At 73.8% G+C, this 16,718-nt stretch carries 16 protein-coding genes and 1 pseudogene; 7 read left to right on the forward strand and 10 right to left on the reverse strand.

Translation table 11 applies throughout. The features are described 5' to 3' along the window. Positions 1-128: 128 nt before the first annotated feature. Positions 129-386, forward strand: a complete 258-nt coding sequence (locus AC3EUJ_RS15965) for a hypothetical protein (protein ID WP_431961881.1) — start codon at positions 129-131, stop codon at positions 384-386. Between the two features lie 107 nt (positions 387-493). Here AC3EUJ_RS15965 and AC3EUJ_RS15970 read toward each other — a convergent pair whose 3' ends face one another. Genes AC3EUJ_RS15970 through AC3EUJ_RS16000 form a run of 7 tightly spaced genes read right to left on the reverse strand, consistent with a single transcriptional unit; the run spans position 494 to position 8,923 of the window. Then, entirely contained in the window at positions 494-1,114 is a 621-nt protein-coding gene (locus AC3EUJ_RS15970; protein WP_431961882.1) for a TetR/AcrR family transcriptional regulator, read from the reverse strand. Next, positions 1,102-1,851 carry an enoyl-CoA hydratase family protein gene (locus AC3EUJ_RS15975; protein WP_431961883.1) on the reverse strand — a complete coding sequence of 250 codons (750 nt, stop codon included), beginning with the start codon at positions 1,849-1,851 and terminating at the stop codon, positions 1,102-1,104. The genes AC3EUJ_RS15970 and AC3EUJ_RS15975 overlap by 13 nt, the downstream gene beginning before the upstream one ends. Next, a complete protein-coding gene (locus tag AC3EUJ_RS15980; RefSeq protein ID WP_431961884.1) occupies positions 1,848-3,431 on the reverse strand; it encodes a 4-coumarate--CoA ligase family protein in 1,584 nt (527 codons plus the stop codon). Before AC3EUJ_RS15980 ends, AC3EUJ_RS15975 begins: the two co-directional genes overlap by 4 nt. A gap of 30 nt (positions 3,432-3,461) precedes the next feature. After that, positions 3,462-4,664: an acyl-CoA dehydrogenase family protein gene (locus AC3EUJ_RS15985; RefSeq protein WP_431961885.1), complete on the reverse strand. Its 1,203-nt coding sequence runs from the start codon at positions 4,662-4,664 to the stop codon at positions 3,462-3,464. Next, positions 4,661-6,553 carry an acetyl/propionyl/methylcrotonyl-CoA carboxylase subunit alpha gene (locus tag AC3EUJ_RS15990; RefSeq protein WP_431961886.1) on the reverse strand — a complete coding sequence of 631 codons (1,893 nt, stop codon included), beginning with the start codon at positions 6,551-6,553 and terminating at the stop codon, positions 4,661-4,663. Before AC3EUJ_RS15990 ends, AC3EUJ_RS15985 begins: the two co-directional genes overlap by 4 nt. 13 nt (positions 6,554-6,566) lie before the next feature. Next, positions 6,567-8,105, reverse strand: a complete 1,539-nt coding sequence (locus AC3EUJ_RS15995) for an acyl-CoA carboxylase subunit beta (protein ID WP_431961915.1) — start codon at positions 8,103-8,105, stop codon at positions 6,567-6,569. Positions 8,106-8,125: 20 nt separating this feature from the next. Beyond that, entirely contained in the window at positions 8,126-8,923 is a 798-nt protein-coding gene (locus AC3EUJ_RS16000) for a TIGR03084 family metal-binding protein (protein WP_431961887.1), read from the reverse strand. A 199-nt stretch (positions 8,924-9,122) separates the two neighbouring features. Between AC3EUJ_RS16000 and AC3EUJ_RS16005 the strand changes: the two genes are divergently transcribed. After that, a complete protein-coding gene (locus tag AC3EUJ_RS16005) occupies positions 9,123-10,082 on the forward strand; it encodes an AEC family transporter (RefSeq protein WP_431961888.1) in 960 nt (319 codons plus the stop codon). Positions 10,083-10,180: 98 nt separating this feature from the next. Here AC3EUJ_RS16005 and AC3EUJ_RS16010 read toward each other — a convergent pair whose 3' ends face one another. Both AC3EUJ_RS16010 and ddaH read right to left on the reverse strand, forming a co-directional pair. Beyond that, complete coding sequence (locus AC3EUJ_RS16010; protein WP_431961889.1) at positions 10,181-11,146, reverse strand: acyl-ACP desaturase; 966 nt, start codon at positions 11,144-11,146, stop codon at positions 10,181-10,183. An 89-nt stretch (positions 11,147-11,235) separates the two neighbouring features. Then, positions 11,236-12,012: a dimethylargininase gene (gene ddaH, locus AC3EUJ_RS16015; RefSeq protein WP_431961890.1), complete on the reverse strand. Its 777-nt coding sequence runs from the start codon at positions 12,010-12,012 to the stop codon at positions 11,236-11,238. 80 nt (positions 12,013-12,092) lie between these two features. Between ddaH and AC3EUJ_RS16020 the strand changes: the two genes are divergently transcribed. From AC3EUJ_RS16020 to AC3EUJ_RS16040, 5 genes and pseudogenes are all read left to right on the forward strand, one after another. Then, positions 12,093-13,733: an ABC-F family ATP-binding cassette domain-containing protein gene (locus AC3EUJ_RS16020; protein ID WP_431961891.1), complete on the forward strand. Its 1,641-nt coding sequence runs from the start codon at positions 12,093-12,095 to the stop codon at positions 13,731-13,733. A gap of 113 nt (positions 13,734-13,846) precedes the next feature. Beyond that, positions 13,847-14,335: a glutathione peroxidase gene (locus AC3EUJ_RS16025; protein ID WP_431961892.1), complete on the forward strand. Its 489-nt coding sequence runs from the start codon at positions 13,847-13,849 to the stop codon at positions 14,333-14,335. Positions 14,336-14,364: 29 nt separating this feature from the next. Next, positions 14,365-14,652, forward strand: a pseudogene (locus AC3EUJ_RS16030) (hypothetical protein); the annotation flags it as partial. Between the two features lie 193 nt (positions 14,653-14,845). Continuing rightward, complete coding sequence (locus AC3EUJ_RS16035) at positions 14,846-15,304, forward strand: hypothetical protein (RefSeq protein ID WP_431961918.1); 459 nt, start codon at positions 14,846-14,848, stop codon at positions 15,302-15,304. A gap of 44 nt (positions 15,305-15,348) precedes the next feature. Continuing rightward, positions 15,349-16,266, forward strand: coding sequence for a DMT family transporter (locus AC3EUJ_RS16040; RefSeq protein ID WP_431961893.1), 918 nt, complete (start codon positions 15,349-15,351; stop codon positions 16,264-16,266). Here the strand turns inward: AC3EUJ_RS16040 and AC3EUJ_RS16045 are convergent. Beyond that, the gene (locus AC3EUJ_RS16045; protein ID WP_431961894.1) at positions 16,250-16,456 is read right to left on the reverse strand and encodes a hypothetical protein; all 207 of its coding nucleotides are present in this window, start codon (positions 16,454-16,456) and stop codon (positions 16,250-16,252) included. The genes AC3EUJ_RS16040 and AC3EUJ_RS16045 overlap by 17 nt on opposite strands. Positions 16,457-16,718 lie beyond the last annotated feature (262 nt).

Raw genomic sequence — 16,718 nt, forward strand, 5'->3', positions numbered from 1 at the left:
GCGGTGCTCGCCGCGGGCGCGGCGGGGAGCGCGCCGAGGGGATGGCCCGTGGAACGCGGGGCGGTGGCCTGGGCGGCGTTCGCGGTGACGAGGGTGGAGTGGCTGCGGGCCGCGCCGATCGTCACGCCGTGCGCGGCGAAGGCCGTACGGGCGGCGACCGCGCCGGTGCCGGCCGGCTCGTGCTGCCGGACGAGCTCGTGGGCGGCGGCCGCGACGGGGCGGCCGCCGGGGTGGACGGCGATGCGTCGGCCGGCACGGCGAGCGAGGTGGCCAGGGCACGGGCGGGCAGCGCGGCGGTGACCGTCGCCCGCCGGCCGGTTCGGGGAGTGCGCGTGCTCGTCCTGGGGGTGGAGGTGGCGCAGGAGTTCGACCCGACGGTGCGATGACGGCATCGCCACGCCAATGAGGAACGGCGCGCTTCGGTAGCGAACGCCCGGACCCCCCAGTGCGCCGCCGACGGGCCGCCCTGCGGGGATCCGGCGCGGCGGGCCGCTCAGACGCCGCGGTGCAGCACCCCGTCCAGGACCGCCGACCACGCACGGACGATGCCCGCGCGGCGGGCGCTGTCGTCGCTGAGGAGGTTCGCCAGGCCCAGGCCCCGCGCCATGTCAAGGGTGGCCTGGACGGCCTCCCTGACCCCGGTCACCGCCTCGTCCGCGCCGAGCATCTCCACGGCGAGCCGGTGCGCCTCCCGGCCGATCCGCGACTCCAGCGCCGTCACCCGGGGCCGCAGTTGCTCCTCGTTGGCGGCGGCCACCCACAGGTGGAGGGCCGCCCGGAATATCGGCCCCGTGTAGAGGTCGACGACCATGCCGACCACGGCGTGCGTGCGGGGCACGCCCTTGCGGGGGAGGGCGTGCGCGTGCTCCCGCAGGGCCACCAGCCACTGCTCGGCGACGAACTCGATCGCCCCGGTGAACAGGTCCTCGCGGGTGGGGAAATGATGCTGCGCCGCGCCCCGCGACACCCCCGCCCGCTCGGCTACCACCGTCACCGTACTGCCTGCCCAGCCGCGTTCGGCCAGGCAGGCGACGGCCGCCTCCAGCAGCCGCTGCCGGGTGGCGCGGCTGCGGTCCTGCTTGGGCGTACGGGTGGTGGCGCTCACAGCGCCCATGGCGCGGCCCGCCGTTCGAGGAACGCCCGCATCCCCTCCGCCGCCTCGGGCGAGCCGAACAGCCGGGCCGACCGCTCGATCAGCGCCGTCGCGTCCCGGTCGAAGACGCGCAGCACGGCGGCCGTCGTCAGCGTCTTGGACTCCGCGAGCCCCTGCGGCGAGGCCGCGCGCAGCCCGGCCAGGATGCCCTCCAGCGCCTCCTCCGGCGCGGCGACCAGACCGGTGCGGACGGCCTCCGCCGCGTCCAGGACCTCGCCCGTCAGGTAGTGACGCGCGGCGGCCCGGGCGTCCATGCGCGGCAGCACCGTCAGCGAGATCACGGCCGGTGCGAGGCCGAGCCGTGCCTCGGTGAAGGCGAAGCTCGCCTCCGGCCCCGCCACCGGGATGTCGCAGGCCGCCAGCAGCCCGAGGCCGCCGGCGCGCACATGACCCGTCACATGTGCCACGACGGGCTTGGGCAGTTCCACGATCGCCCGCAGCAGCGCCACGAGCCGCCGCGGCCCCTCCGGCGACATCGCCTCCTTCAGGTCCGCGCCCGCGCAGAAAGTGCCGCCCGTGTGCGTGAGCAGCACCGCCCGTGTGGCCGGGTCCTTGCCGGCGTGGGCCAGCGCGTCGGACAGCTCGTCGACCATGCGTGCGGAGAGCGCGTTGCGGTTGTGCGGGGAGTCCAGCGTCAACGTGGTGATCCCCCGGTCGTACGCGCTCCGCACGAAAGGTGCCGCGGCGTCGTCGGTCATCCGGTGGTTCCCCTTTCCCGGGCGCGCAGTTCACGCCGGAGGATCTTGCCGCTGGCGGCCCTCGGTATCGCGTCGGTGAACTCCACCCGGCGCACCTTCTTGTACGGGGCGACCCGCGCGGCCACGTGCGCGATCACGTCGTCCGCGGTGAGGGCGGAGCCCTGCTGCGGCACCACGTACGCCTTGGGGATCTCGGTGCCGTCCTCGTCCACCACGCCGATGACCGCCGCGTCGGCCACCCGCGGGTCGGTGAGCAGCACAGCCTCCAGCTCTGCGGGCGGCACCTGGTAGCCCTTGTACTTGATCAGCTCCTTGACCCGGTCGACGACGTGCAGCCATCCGTCGGCGTCCACCCGGCCGATGTCGCCGGTGTGCAGCCAGCCGTCCTCGTCGATCATGGCGGCGGTCTCCTCGGGCCGTCCCAGATAGCCCTTCATGACCTGCGGACCGCGGATGTGGATCTCCCCGGAGCCGTCGCCGCCGTCCTCCTCGTCGAGCGGCACGATCCGCATCTCGGTGCCGGGCAGCAGCTTGCCGACCGCGCCGGGCGGCGCGTCGCGGGCGTCCAGCGGCACCACGTGCGTGCCCGGGGAGAGTTCCGTCATCCCGTACGCCTGGAGGACCGGCGGCAGCCCCAGCCGCTTGGAGCACGCCTGGGCCAGCTCCGCGTCGAGCGGGGCCGCCGAGCACAGCACGTACTCCAGCGAGCTCAGGTCGTGCGCCGCGACCGCCGGGTGCTTGGCGAGCGCCAGCACGATCGGCGGCGCCACGAACAGCCCCTGCACCCGGTGGGCCGACACCGCCTTCAGGAACTGCTCCAGGTCGAAGCGCGGCAGCACCACGACCGTGGCGCCCTTGCGCAGCGGGGCGTTCATGAGCGCGGTGAGCCCGTAGATGTGGAAGAACGGGAGCACGGCCAGGATGCGGTGCCCCGGCCCCATCGCCAGCGTCGGGTCCAGCTGGGCGAGGTTGGTGGCGATGTTGCGGTGGGTCAGCATCACGCCCTTGGGCACGCCGGTGGTGCCCGAGGAGTACGGCAGCGCGGCCACGTCCTCGCCCGGGGCGAAGGCGATCTCCGGCTCGGGGGCCGTGGACCCCAGCAGGTCGAGGACCGAACGGTGGCCCTCGGCACTGTCGCAGACCAGGATCTCCCGCACTCCGCCCGCCTGCTCCGCGGCCTCGCGGGCCGTCTCCAGCAGGGGCGCGACGGTGACGATCCACGAGGCGCCGCTGTCCCGCAGCTGCCGGGCGAACTCCTCGGTGGTGGCGAGCGGATGCACCGTGGTGACGGCCGCGCCGGCACGCGTGGCGCCGTAGAAGACCGGCGGGTAGGCGATGGTGTTGGGACTGTGCAGGGCGAGGACGTCGCCCTTGCGCAGCCCCGACTCCGCCAGCGCCGCCGCGATGCGGCGGGTGAAGGAGTCGAGCTGCGCGTAGGTGAGCGTCGTGCCCTCCACCCCGTCGATGAGCGCGGGCCGGTCACCGAACTCGGCGGCGCGGCCCAGTACCGCCTCGTGGATCGGCAGGTCGACGGCGGGAACCTCGGGGTACTCGCTGTGGAACACGGCCGGCTGTGGCATGGCCGTTCCCCCCTCCTCGGTAGGACGTGCTCAGTAGGACCTGGGCAGACCCAGCGTGTGGTGCGAGACGTAGTTGAGAATCATCTCCCGGCTGACCGGCGCGATGCGACCCACGCGCGAGGCCGTCAGCAGGGACGCCAGGCCGTACTCGGCCGTCAGCCCGTTGCCGCCGAGGGTGTGCACGGCCTGGTCGACGGCCTTCGCGCCCGCCTCGGCCGCCGCGTACTTCGCCATGTTCGCGGCCTCACCGGCCGCCATGTCGTCGCCGCTGTCGTACAGGAACGCGGCCTTCTGCATCATCAGCCGGGCCAGTTCCAGCTCGATGTGGGCCTGCGCCAGCGGATGGGCGATGGCCTGGTGGGAGCCGATGGGGGCCTTCCACACCTGCCGGGTGCGGGCGTAGTCCACGGCCGCGGCGAGCGCGAAGCGACCCATGCCGATGGAGAAGGCGGCCGTCATGACGCGTTCGGGGTTGAGCCCGGCGAACAGCTGGAGCAGCCCCGCGTCCTCGTCCCCGACCAGGGCGTGCGCGGGCAGTCGCACGTCGTCCAGGTAGATGTGGAACTGCTTCTCCGGGGCCGACAGCTCCATGTCGATCGGCCGGAACTCGAAGCCGGGCGTCTCCCGCTCCACCACGAACAGGCACGGCTTCAGCCTGCCCGTACGGGCGTCCTCGGTGCGGCCCACGATGAGCGTCGCGTCGGCGATGTCGACGCCGGAGACGAAGACCTTGCGGCCGGTGAGCAGCCAGTCGGAGCCGTCCCGGCGGGCCGTGGTGGTCAGCCGGTGCGAGTTGGAGCCCGCGTCCGGCTCGGTGATGCCGAAGGCCATCCGGATGGAGCCGTCCGCGAGCCCGGGCAGCCACCGGCGCTTCTGCTCCTGCGTGCCGAAGCGGGCGATGACCGTGCCGCAGATCGCGGGGGAGACGATGAGCAGCAGCAACGGGCATCCCGCCGCGCCCAGTTCCTCCAGCACGATGGCGAGCTCGGCCAGCCCGCCGCCTCCGCCGCCGTACTCCTCCGGCAGGTTGACGCCGAGGTAGCCGAGCGCCCCGGCCTCCTGCCACAGCTTGTCGGTGTGCCTGCCCTCGCGCACGGCGTCGAGGAAGTAGGGCCGTCCGTAGCGGCGGCCCAGGTCGGAGACGGCCTTGCGCAGGGCACGTCGCTCCTCGCTCTCCAGCAGGACGTTGTCGAAGGTGCCTGTCGGTCCGTTCACAGCGGGCGTACCGCTCATGGCGAGTCCTCCTCCTGAACGACGGCGAGTACGGCTCCGACGTCGACCTGGCGGCCGACCTCGGCGTGCAGTGCGGCGAGCACACCGTCCGCCGGGGCGGCGACGCGGTGCTCCATCTTCATGGCCTCCAGCCACAGCAGCGGCTGCCCCGCCGCCACCTTGTCGCCGACGGCGACATCGGCGAGGCGGACCACCGTGCCCGGCATCGGGGCCAGCAGCGAGCCCGGCGCGAGCTGGGCGACCGGGTCGGGGAAGCGCGGCAGCGCGGTGAAGCGGTGGGCGTCCGGCGGGCCGTCCACGCACACCTCGTCCCCGTAGACGGCCACGTCGAAGGCCCGGCGCACCCCGGCGACCTCCAGCACGACCCGCTCCGGCGTCCGCTCCAGCAGGCGTACGTCCGAATGGCCCCCTGCGGTCAGGCCGTCGCGGCCGAGCCGGTAGCGGACCTCGTACACCGCGCCGCCGGGCTCGGCGCGGTAGCTCTTGGACTGCGGGGCCGAGGGCACGTTGCGCCAGCCGCCCAGCGGATGGCGGCCGGAGGCGTCGGCGAGCGCGGCGGCCAGGGCCGCCAGCCGTGCGGCTCCCTCGTCCTCGGCGGGTGCCGGGCCGAGGCGGTCCAGGAAGGCGGTGGAAACCCGCCCCGCGGCGAAGTCCGGGTGGCGCAGCACTCGTACGAGCAGGTCGCGGTTGGTCACCAGGCCGTGCACCCGGGCCCGCTCCAGGGCGCCCGCGAGCAGCCGGAGCGCCTGCGGGCGGGTGGGGGCGTGGGCGACGACCTTGGCGAGCATCGCGTCGTAGTGCACGCCGATCCGGTCGCCGTCGCCGAAGCCCGCGTCCACCCGCAGCCCCGGTGCCTCCGGCAGCCGGAAGCGGTGCAGGACGCCGGTCTGCGGCTGCCAGTCGCGGGCCGGGTCCTCCGCGTACAGCCGGGCCTCCACGGAGTGCCCGGAGGGCGCCGGGGGAGCGGCCGGGAGCTTCCCGCCCTCGGCGACGTCGAGTTGCAGGGCGACGAGGTCCACACCGAAGACGCACTCGGTCACCGGGTGCTCCACCTGGAGGCGGGTGTTCATCTCCAGGAAGTACGGCCGGCCGTCCGGGGACACCAGGAACTCCACGGTCCCCGCGCCCACATAGCCGATGGCCCGCGCCGCCGCGTCCGCCGCCGCGTACAGCGTCCGGCGCAGTTCGTCGGTGATGCCGGGGGCCGGGGTCTCCTCGACCACCTTCTGGTGGCGGCGCTGCACCGAGCAGTCGCGCTCTCCGAGCGTCCACACGGTGCCGTGGGTGTCCGCCAGCACCTGTACCTCGATGTGGCGGCCGTCCTCGACGTACGGCTCCAGGAAGACCTCGCCGTCGCCGAAGGCGGACAGCGCCTCCGCGCGGGCCGCGGCCAGTTCCTGTTCGAGGACGGCCGCGTCCCGCACGACCCGCATACCGCGCCCGCCGCCGCCCGCCGCCGCCTTGACCAGCACGGGCAGATCGTCCGGCCCGGCCTCCAGCACAGGGACACCGGCCTCGGCCATCAGCCGCTTGGCGCGGGTCTTGGAGCCCATGGCCTCGATGGCCTCGGGCGTGGGCCCGATCCAGGTCAGGCCCGCCGCGACGACGGCCCTGGCGAACTCGGCGTTCTCCGACAGGAATCCGTAGCCGGGGTGGACGGCGTCCGCGCCCGCGGCGAGGGCGGCCTTCACGATGAGGTCGCCGCGCAGATACGTGTCGGCGGGCGCGTCGCCCGGCAGCCGTACGGCGGCGTCCGCCTCCCGTACGTGCGGGGCGGCGGCGTCCGCGTCCGAGTGGACGGCGACGGTGGCGATGCCCAGGTCGCGGCAGGTGCGGAAGACGCGGCGGGCGATCTCGCCGCGGTTGGCCACCAGCACTGATGCGATCACGGTCAGGTGCTCCTCACATCCGGAAGACGCCGAAGCCGCCGCGGGCGCCCTCGACCGGTGCGCTGTGGATCGCCGACAGGCACACGCCGAGCACCGTTCGGGTGTCACGCGGGTCGATCACCCCGTCGTCGTACAGCCGCCCCGACAGGAACATCGGCAGGGACTCGGACTCGATCTGCTGCTCGACCATCGCCCGCAGCCCCGCGTCGGCCTCCTCGTCGAAGGGCAGGCCCCGGGCGGCCGCCGACTGCCGTGCCACGATGGACAACACGCCCGCGAGCTGCGCGGGGCCCATGACGGCGGACTTGGCGCTGGGCCAGGCGAACAGGAAGCGCGGGTCGTACGCACGACCGCACATGCCATAGTGCCCGGCGCCGTAACTCGCGCCCATCAGGACGGAGATGTGCGGGACCTTGGAGTTGGACACCGCGTTGATCATCATGGCGCCGTGCTTGATGATGCCGCCCTGCTCGTACTCGCGGCCCACCATGTAGCCGGTGGTGTTGTGCAGGAACAGCAGCGGGATGTCGCGCTGGTTGGCCAGCTGGATGAACTGCGCGGCCTTCTGCGACTCGGCGCTGAACAGCACGCCCTGCGCGTTGGCCAGGATCCCCACGGGATAGCCGTGCACCCGTGCCCAGCCGGTCGCCAGGCTCGGCCCGTACAGCGGCTTGAACTCGTCGAACTCCGAGCCGTCCACCACCCGCGCGATGACCTCGCGCGGGTCGAACGGCGTCCTGAGGTCGGCGGGGACGATGTCCAGCAGTTCGTCCTCGTCGTACCGCGGCGGGTCGTAGCCGGCGGCCGGGGCGGGGCCCTGCTTGCGCCAGTCGAGCCGGGCGACCACGCGGCGGGCGGTGCGCAGCGCGCCGGGCTCGTCCAGCGCGAAGTAGTCCGCGAGCCCGGAGGTGCGGGCGTGCATGTCGGCCCCGCCGAGCGACTCGTCGTCGCTCTCCTCGCCGGTGGCCATCTTCACCAGCGGCGGGCCGCCGAGGAACACCTTGGAGCGCTCCTTGACCATGATCACGTGGTCGGACATCCCCGGGACGTACGCGCCGCCGGCCGTCGAGTTGCCGAACACGACGGCGACGGTGGGGATGCCGGCCGCCGACAGCCGGGTCAGGTCGCGGAAGAGCGCGCCGCCCGGGATGAAGATCTCCTTCTGGCTGGGCAGGTCGGCGCCGCCCGACTCCACGAGGTTGACCAGCGGGAGGCGGTTGGTGAGCGCGATCTCGTTGGCCCGCAGGGCCTTCTTCAAAGTCCACGGGTTGCTCGCCCCGCCGCGCACGGTGGGGTCGTTGGCGGTGATCACGCACTCGGTGCCCTCGATCACGCCGATCCCGGTCACCAGCGACGCGCCGACCGGGTAGTCGCTGCCCCAGGCCGCCAGCGGCGACAGCTCCAGGAACGGGCTGTCCTGGTCCAGCAGCAGCTCCACCCGTTCCCTTGCGGTGAGCTTCCCCCGCGAGCGGTGCCGGTCCACGTACTTGGGGCCACCGCCCGCGAGCGCCTTCTCGTGCTCGGCCTCCAGCCCGGCGAGGCGTTCCAGCATGGCCGTACGGTTCTCGGTGCTCACGCCGTTCCTCCCTCACGCGGCGCGCGGCCCCGCCCCGGCGGTCCCGCGAACGCCTGGGCGATGTCCAGCCAGCGGTCGGCGTCCGCGCCCTCGGCGCGCACGGCCAGGTCGGCACGGTGCCGGCGGCGGGTCGCCAGCAGGCACAGGTCGAGCGCCGGGCCCGTCACGCGCTGCGCGGCGTCCTGCGGGCCGTACACCCACAGCGTGCCGTCGGGGGCGGTCAGTTCGACCCGGAACTCCTCGACGGGCGGGGTCAGCCCGTGGACGAAGTACGCGTAGTCACGAGCCCGTACGGCGATCCGCGCCACGTGCCGCAGCCGCGCGCTCGGCGGACGCCGTACGCCGAGGGCGTCCGCGACGTCCTCGCCGTGCGCCCAGCTCTCCATGAGCCGGGCCGAGGCCATGGAGGCGGCGCTCATCGGCGGCCCGAACCAGGGAAAGCGCGTCCCGGCCGACTGCGCCCGCAGCGCGGCCTGCAGTTCCGCCCGCCCCGAGCGCCAGCGCGCCAGCAACTGCGCGGGCGGCAGCGCCGCGCCCTCCTCGGCGCCGTCGTCGACGAAGGTGTCGATCGCGGCGGCGGCCTTCTCCGCCACGGAGCCGAAGGCCTCCGGGTCGGTGACCGCCAGCACCGACTGCCGGTCGGTCCAGGCCAGATGTGCGATCTGGTGGGCGATCGTCCAGCCCGGAGCGGGCGTCGGTGTCGCCCAGGCCCCCTCCGGCAGCGGGGCGACCAGGGCGTCCAGGCCCTCGCTCTCGTCCCGAAGGTCGTCCAGTACGGGTGTGGGGTCGGACAAGGGTCCCCCTGAATGACGCAGCGTCAGCGAAGCCGTGCGCGTCACAGGCTGGCACCGCGGCAGGAAACAATCAAGCGTGCTTGCATGATTTTCCGTGCGGCCCCCACGCGGCGGCCCGGAGGCCGCCTGATTGACTGCACCGGGGCCCCCGGCGATCCCGGGCCCCGGCCCGACGGTCCACCGGACAACCCGAGGTTCCATGTACGCTCTGTCGCCGCTGCTGTCTGGCTTCGTCCCCATATGGGTGCTCAGTGCGGCGGGTTACGCGGTCGGCCGCACCGGGCTGCTGGGCCCGCAGGCGGAGTCCGTGCTCGGCGGCTTCGTCTTCAACGTCGCCATGCCGGCCGCCCTGTTCACCATGGTCGCCAGGACACCCCTGGGCGCCTTCGCGAACACGTCCGTGATCGCTTTCGCGGCGGGAACGACCCTGGCCTGCCTGCTCGGGTTCGCCGCCAGCCGGTGGATCTTCGGCCGGCGCCTGCCCGACCAGGCGATCGGCGGCATGGCCGCCGGATACGTCAACTCCGCCAACCTGGGCATCCCGGTGGCGGTGCAGATCCTCGGCGACGCCTCGTTCGTCGCCCCCGTGCTGCTGTTCCAGGTGCTGCTGGTCACCCCGGTGATCCTGGCCGTCCTCGACGCGGGCACCGCCGGTGCCCACAGGTGGCGGGGAAACAACGGCGCCGCCCGGATGCTGCTGTTGCCGCTGCGTACCCCCGTCATCCCGGGGACGGTGCTCGGGTGCGCGGTCTCCGCGGCCGGCTGGCGGCTTCCCGTCGCCCTCGGCCACTCGGTCGAGTTGCTGGGCAACGCGGGCGTGCCGACCGCGCTGATCACCCTGGGCATGTCGCTGCACGGCCGCCCGCCCGCCACCGGCGTCGCGATCCGGGCGGAGGTCGGGGCCGCCGTCCTCATCAAGACCCTTGTCCAGCCCCTGGCCGCGTTCGCGGTCGGCAGTCTCGTCCTGCATCTGCCGGCCCACCAGCTCCTCGCGGTGGTGATCCTCTCCGCACTGCCCAGCGCGCAGAACGTCTTCATCTACGCGCGCCAGTACGAGCTGAGCACCGCGCTCGCCCGCGACGCGGTCATGCTCTCCACGCTGTTGTCGATGGCCACGCTCTCCGCCGCGGCCTGGGCCCTGGGGCCCGCGCACGCCTGATTGCCGTCTCCGGGCGCTTCCGGGCGGCGCCCGGCCGTCGCGGCGGGGCGCCCCCGGCGGGGCGCCCCCGAAGAGGCGCCCCACCGCGTGCGGCTCCGTCAGGCCCGCGCGGCCCGCCGGGCCAGCAGGGCGTCCCTGCGCTCCTCGAACTTGCGGGCCTGGCTGTCCAGCTCGCCCATGAAGAAGCCCAGTTCCTCCTGCGCCTTCAGGCCCTCGGGGCCGAGCCCCGAGGTCTCCAGCACCTTCAGGTGCCGCAGTACGGGCTGGAGCACGTCGTCGTGGTGGATGCGGAGGTTGTAGATCCCGCCGATGGCGATCCGCGCCGCGGAGCGCTCGAAGCCCGGCATCCCGTGCCCCGGCATCCGGAAGCCGACGACCACGTCACGGATCGCCGGCATAGCCTGGTCCGGCGCCATTTGCAGCGCCGCCGCCAGCAGGTTGCGGTAGAAGACCATGTGCAGGTTCTCGTCGGTCGCGATGCGCGCCAGCATGCGCTCGCACACCGGGTCGCCCGACTCGCGGCCCGTGTTGCGGTGCGAGATGCGGGTGGCCAGCTCCTGGAACGCCACGTACGCCACCGAGTGCAGCATGCTGTGCGCGTTGTCGGACTCGAAGCCCTCCGACATGTGGCGCATACGCAGCCGCTCCAGCTCCACCGGGTCCACGGCACGGGTGGTCAGCAGATAGTCCCGCATCACTATGGCGTGCCGGCCCTCCTCCGCGGTCCAGCGGTGGACCCAGGTGCCCCAGGCGCCGTCCCGGCCGAAGAGGGTGGCGATCTCGTGGTGGTAGCTGGGGAGGTTGTCCTCCGTGAGCAGGTTGACCACCAGCGATATCCGGCCGATCTCGGTGACCTTGGACTGCTCGGGCGCCCATGCCTCGCCGCCCATCACCCCGTCGAAGTCACGGCCTTGGCTCCACGGAACGTACTCGTGGGGCATCCATTCCTTGGCCGCCGTCAGGTGACGGTTGATCTCGGTCTCGACGACCTCTTCCAAGGCGTACAGCAGCCTGGTGTCGCTCCATGCTTCCGATCCTGTGCTCTGGGACGGGGCAATGGTCACGCTGGGCTCCTGAGGGATCGCTGAGAGTGCCTACGGAATCGTAAGTTACGAAACCGTAGGTTAGGTACCACTCAAAAGGCAACCCGCCGTCAGGCGTACAGCTCCCGCAGGCGAACGGACAGGCAGGTCACACACCCCTCGAGCTTCTCGAACTCGCCGATGTCCACCAATACGGGTTCATATCCGAGGTCGCCCAGGAGTTCCGCGCTCCGTGGCGCGCTCGCCGCCATCAGCAGCCGGCCGCCGCCGAGCAGCACCACGTGCGCGCCCGCCTCCTCCGGTACCGGCAGGAAGCGGGTGAAGACCGACGGGTCGTCAACCAGCGGCGGATACCCGATGACCGTGCCGTCGGGCAGCGCCGTCACCGCGGACTTCAGGTGCAGCACCTTGGTGACGGGCACGGCCACCACCCGCGCCCCCAGCGGTTCGAACGCGGACCGCAACTGCCGGACGCCCTCGGCGTCGGTCCGCCCGCCCCGGCCCACGTAGACGGTGTCCCCCACCTTGAGCACATCCCCGCCGTCCAACGTGCCCGGTTCGCGCACCCGGTTGACCGACAGTCCCAGCGCGGTGACCGCCTCCTCGGCCCCGGCCGCCTCCGGGCGCCGGGACACGGCACCGGAGCGGGCGAGCAGCGCCACGTTGCGGAAGACGACCACCGCGTCCTCGACGAAGACCGCGTCAGGGCAGTCGTCGGCCGCCGGCACCTCCACCGTCTCCCAGCCGTGGGCCAGCAGCGCCGCCACGTACCCCTCCCACTGGCGTGCCGCGAGCCCGGCGTCGACGGGGGAGCGCTCGACGTGGGTCACCAGCCCCTGGGCCAGGCGCGGACCCGGACGGCGGACGAGCGCCTTCTTGCTCGGCATGGGATGTTCCCTCCCTGGATCGGGGGCGGCCGGCGGCCGTCCCGGGCGCCATCCGGCGGGGCGATAGCATCGGCAGCCTGATGAGTGCCACTCTTGTCGTCAAGGATCTTGCCGCCGGCCACGGGGACCGCGTCCTGTTCTCCGGCCTCGACCTCGTCGTCGCCCCCGGCGACGTCGTCGGTCTGGTCGGGGCCAACGGTGCCGGGAAGTCGACGCTGCTGCGCATGCTCGCGGGCCTGAGCACGCCCGAGCAGGGGCAGTTGCGGCTGAGCCCGCCCACCGCGACCGTCGGCCACCTCCCGCAGGAGCCCGAACGCCGCCCGGACGAGACCGTACGGGCCTTCCTCGCCCGGCGCACCGGGGTCGCCGCCGCCCAGGCCGCGCTCGACGCCGCCACCCAGGCGCTGGTCGACGGGGCGCCCGGCGCGGACGACGCCTACAACGACGGCCTGGAGCGCTGGCTCGCCCTCGGCGGCGCCGACCTCGACGAGCGGGCCGAGGAGGTGAGCGAGGCGCTCGGCCTGGGCGTCGGCCTGGACCTGGCCATGACGGCCCTCTCCGGCGGGCAGGCCGCCCGCGCGGGCCTGGCGTCCCTGCTGCTGAGCCGTTACGACGTCTTCCTCCTGGACGAGCCCACCAACGACCTGGACCTGGACGGTCTGGAGCGGCTGGAGGCGTTCGTCAAGGGCCTCAAGGCGGGCACCGTCCTGGTCAGCCACGACCGCGAGTTCCTGGCCCGCACCGTCAACCGCGTCGTCGAACTCGACCTCGCCCAGCAGCAGATCAACACCTACGGCGGCGGCTACGCCTCCTACCTGGAGGAGCGAGAGACCGCCCGCCGCCACGCCCGCGAGGCCTACGAGGAGTTCGCCGACACCAAGGCCGCACTCGAGTCCCGGGCCCGCATGCAGCGCAACTGGATGGAGCACGGCGTCCGCAACGCCCGCCGCAAGGCGACCGACAACGACAAGATCGGCCGCAAGCTGCGCGCCGAGTCCACCGAGAAGCAGGCCGCCAAGGCCCGGCAGACCCAGCGCATGATCGAACGCCTCGACGTCGTCGAGGAGCCCCGCAAGGAGTGGGAGCTGCGCATGGAGATCGCCGCCGCGCCCCGCGCGGGCGCGGTCGTGGCCACCCTGCGCGGGGCGGAGGTCCGCCGCGGCCCGGAGTTCACCCTCGGGCCGGTCGACCTGCAGATCGACTGGGCCGACCGGGTGGCCATCACCGGCGCCAACGGCTCCGGCAAGTCGACCCTCCTGGCCGCGCTCCTCGGCCGTGTCCCCCTCGACGCGGGCGCGTCCCACCTCGGTCCCGGCGTCGTCGTCGGCGAGGTCGACCAGGCCCGCAAGCTGTTCCTGGGCGGCGAGTCGCTGCTGGACGCCTTCGGCGCGGAGGTCCCCGACACGGCACCCGCGGACGTCCGCACCCTGCTGGCCAAGTTCGGCCTCAAGGCCGCGCACGTCCTGCGCCCCGCCGCAACGCTCTCGCCGGGCGAGCGCACCCGGGCCGCCCTTGCCCTCCTGCAGGGCCGCGGCGTGAACCTCCTCGTCCTGGACGAGCCCACCAACCACCTCGACCTGCCCGCCATCGAGCAGCTCGAGTCCGCCCTCGACTCCTACGACGGCACCCTGCTGCTGGTCACCCACGACCGCCGCATGCTGGAGGCCGTCCGCACCACCCGCCGCATCCGGGTCGACTCCGGGCGCGTCACCGAGCACTGAGGCCCCGCCGCGGTCGCGCCCGGAACGCCCTCCCGTGGGAAGACCGGCACCGTGACCGGGGTTGAATGGACGACCTGTGGTCCGTCCGCGCCCCGAAACGAGGAGATCCGAACGTGAGCATCTACGACATCCCGCTGCGCACCCTCACCGGTGAGCCCGCCTCCCTCGCCGACCACCGGGGCAAGGCCCTGCTGATCGTCAATGTTGCCTCCAAGTGCGGTCTGACCCCGCAGTACGAGGGCCTGGAGCGGCTGCAGAAGCGGTATGCCGACCGTGGGTTCACCGTGCTGGGCTTCCCCAGCAACCAGTTCGCGGGCCAGGAGCCGGGCACGGCCGAGGAGATCGCGACCTTCTGCTCGGCGACCTACGGTGTGAGCTTCCCGCTCTACGAGAAGTCCGACGTCAACGGTGACCAGCGGCATCCGCTGTACGCCACGCTGACCGAGACCGCCGACGCCGAGGGCCAGGCCGGCGACGTCCAGTGGAACTTCGAGAAGTTCCTCGTCGGCGCGGACGGCCAGGTCGTCGGCCGGTTCCGTCCCCGCACCGAGCCGGAGGCCGACGAGATCGTCGCCGCCATCGAGGCCCAGCTCCCCGCTTGAGCCTGCGCGCCGCACTGACCCGCCTCGCCATGCCGGCCGTCGTGGCCGGCACGGCGGTCGCGGGCCCCTGGCCGCCGCCGCACGCGCTGCCGGACCGCATGGCGGACACCGGCGGCGGCACCCAGCTGATCATCGCCGAAGCCGCCTCCCCGGAGGCCACCATCGGGACGCTGACCTGATGGGACCGGCGCGACGGCCGCTGGGTCGCCGCGGGCTCCGCGGCCGCCCGCTTCGGCGGGGGAGGCCTCGTCGAGGGCCGGACCCGTGTGCAGGACACCTCGACCACCCCGACCGGGCTGTACGACCTCCCGTTCGCGCACTGGGGAGGACGGCCGGACCGATGTCCGCGGCACCGGCGACGGCGCCGCGGAACCGCCCGCCCGCCGCAAGCGGCCCCGGAGGGCCGGTGGACAGCGTGCCTGGTGGCAGGAGCTTGCACAGCGGCGTACCCGGCAGCACCTCGACCATGTCCTGACCGGCCCCGCGGCCGAGCGGCCCGAGGAGCGCGGGGTGCTGCGCCGGGCGGCCTACAGCGCCCTGGGCGAGGCCCGCGCGGCCGCCGAGACCTTCGCCGCCGAGCTGCCCTCCCGGCACGGCGGCAACGGCGACTGGTTCCGGGTGGTCGCCGCCTCCGAGCGGATCGTGGACGCGGCCACCGCCTGCGTCGTCCGAATGGAGCAAGGCGCCCCGCGTCCCTCGGCCCGTGAGGGAGCGCAGGTGGTCGCCGCGCTCACGGCGCTCGCCGACACCCTGGACGGCCGGGCCCCCGCCGCGGCCCCCGGATCTCCCCGCGGCCCCGAGTGCGAGACGCTCGCCGGCATCGTCGCCGAGCTGCACTTCATCCGCAGCATCGTCGCCGGCCTGCCGGTGCCCGCGCGGGGGACACGTACCACAGGGCACGCCGTCGCGACAGTGGTGGGCGGAGCCCGGGATTCACGGGCGGGCAATCGTCGCGATCAAGACGGGTGAGGGGCTAAGGTCGGGCCAGCCGGCGAGACCGGGAGGTTGACGAGGTGGCCGTATTCCTGCTCGGGGTGGGGGCCGCTTGCTGTCTGGGGCTGGGCTTCGTACTCCAGCAGCTGGCCGCCCAGCGCGCTCCGCTGTCCGACTTCCTGTCCTTCAGGCTGCTGCTGGACCTCATGCGCATGCCGCAGTGGCTGCTCGGTGTCTTCCTGATGATCTGCGGCATGCTGCTCAGCGCCCTCGCGCTCACCAAGGGCGAGGTCTCCCTCGTCGAGCCGCTGACCGCGACCAACCTGCTCTTCGCGATGGCGCTCTCCCGCCGTCTCACCGGCCAGAGACTCGGCCGGCACGGCTGGTCGGGCGTGGCGCTGCTGGCGATCGGCGTGACGGCCTTCATCGTGGCCGGCCGGCCCTCGGGCGGCGGACCACCCGCCGGGGCGCTGCGCCACTGGCTGGTGGTCGGGGTCGTCGTCGGCCTGGCGCTGCTCCTGGTCGCCTGCGCGCGACGGCTGCGCCCCGCGCGCGAGGCCACGGTGCTGGCGCTCGCCGCGGGCCTGCTCTACGGCCTCCAGGACGCCCTGACCCGGATCTCGGGCCAGGTGGCCGAGGACGAGGGCGTCGGCGCGCTCTTCGTGCACTGGCAGCCGTACGCCGTCGTCGTGATGGGTCTGACCGGGCTGATGCTCGTGCAGAGCGCCTTCGAGACGGCCCCGCTGCGCATGTCGCTGCCCGCGCTGACCGCCGCCCAGCCGCTGGCCGGAATCGCCTGCGGCGTCGGCTTCCTCGGCGACCGGGTACGCCTCACGCCCGGCGCACTGGCCTGGGAGGCGGCGGGGCTCGCCGCGATCGCCGTGGGCGTCGTGCTGCTGGGCCGGCATCCGGCGATGCCGTGCGCGTACGGCACCTCCCGGAAGGACCCGGCCGGCGTCCGCGGAGCCGGCGGGGAATCCGTCAGAATCGTCCGCTGACCCCCTGTCCACCCCGGTCGCCCGCGCGCTCACCCATGAGCAGCCGGGCGACCGTCGCGATGGGCGGCCACGGCCGCTGACCGGCGCCCGCCGCCAGGAAGTGCCGCCGCGTGCCCATCGGCGGGTCCAGCGGGCGGGGCACCACGTCGTCGCGCTGCCGCTCCACCCCCGACGCGGCGAGCAGCGCCACCCCCAGGCCCGCCCCGTGAGCAGGTTCACCAGGTGCAGGCTGTCGCCCGGGACGATCCGCGGGGTGAAGCCGGCCATCGCGCACACCCGCGGGACCAGTTCGTCGTCGTCGCTGCCGCGCGAGTCGGTGATCCACCCGGCCCCGGACAGGCGGCTCAGCGCGGACAGCGGCACCGGATCGCCCGGCCCAGGGTCGCCGGGATGCCCGGCCGGCAGCACGAGCACCGTCGGCTGCGCCGCGAACCGCCGGGCGCCGATCCCGT

Source organism: Actinacidiphila sp. bgisy160 (assembly GCF_057707815.1).

What these genes read in the sequence shown, in the direction of transcription:
- ddaH (WP_431961890.1), bottom strand. Translation starts at nt 12,012, where the DNA reads ATGCCGAGCAAGAAGGCGCTCGTCCGCCGTCCGGGTCCGCGCCTGGCC.
- AC3EUJ_RS15975 (WP_431961883.1), bottom strand. Translation starts at nt 1,851, where the DNA reads ATGACCGACGACGCCGCGGCACCTTTCGTGCGGAGCGCGTACGACCGG.
- AC3EUJ_RS15970 (WP_431961882.1), bottom strand. Translation starts at nt 1,114, where the DNA reads ATGGGCGCTGTGAGCGCCACCACCCGTACGCCCAAGCAGGACCGCAGC.
- AC3EUJ_RS16020 (WP_431961891.1), top strand. Translation starts at nt 12,093, where the DNA reads ATGAGTGCCACTCTTGTCGTCAAGGATCTTGCCGCCGGCCACGGGGAC.
- AC3EUJ_RS15995 (WP_431961915.1), bottom strand. Translation starts at nt 8,105, where the DNA reads ATGCTGGAACGCCTCGCCGGGCTGGAGGCCGAGCACGAGAAGGCGCTC.
- AC3EUJ_RS15985 (WP_431961885.1), bottom strand. Translation starts at nt 4,664, where the DNA reads ATGAGCGGTACGCCCGCTGTGAACGGACCGACAGGCACCTTCGACAAC.
- AC3EUJ_RS15980 (WP_431961884.1), bottom strand. Translation starts at nt 3,431, where the DNA reads ATGCCACAGCCGGCCGTGTTCCACAGCGAGTACCCCGAGGTTCCCGCC.
- AC3EUJ_RS16005 (WP_431961888.1), top strand. Translation starts at nt 9,123, where the DNA reads ATGTACGCTCTGTCGCCGCTGCTGTCTGGCTTCGTCCCCATATGGGTG.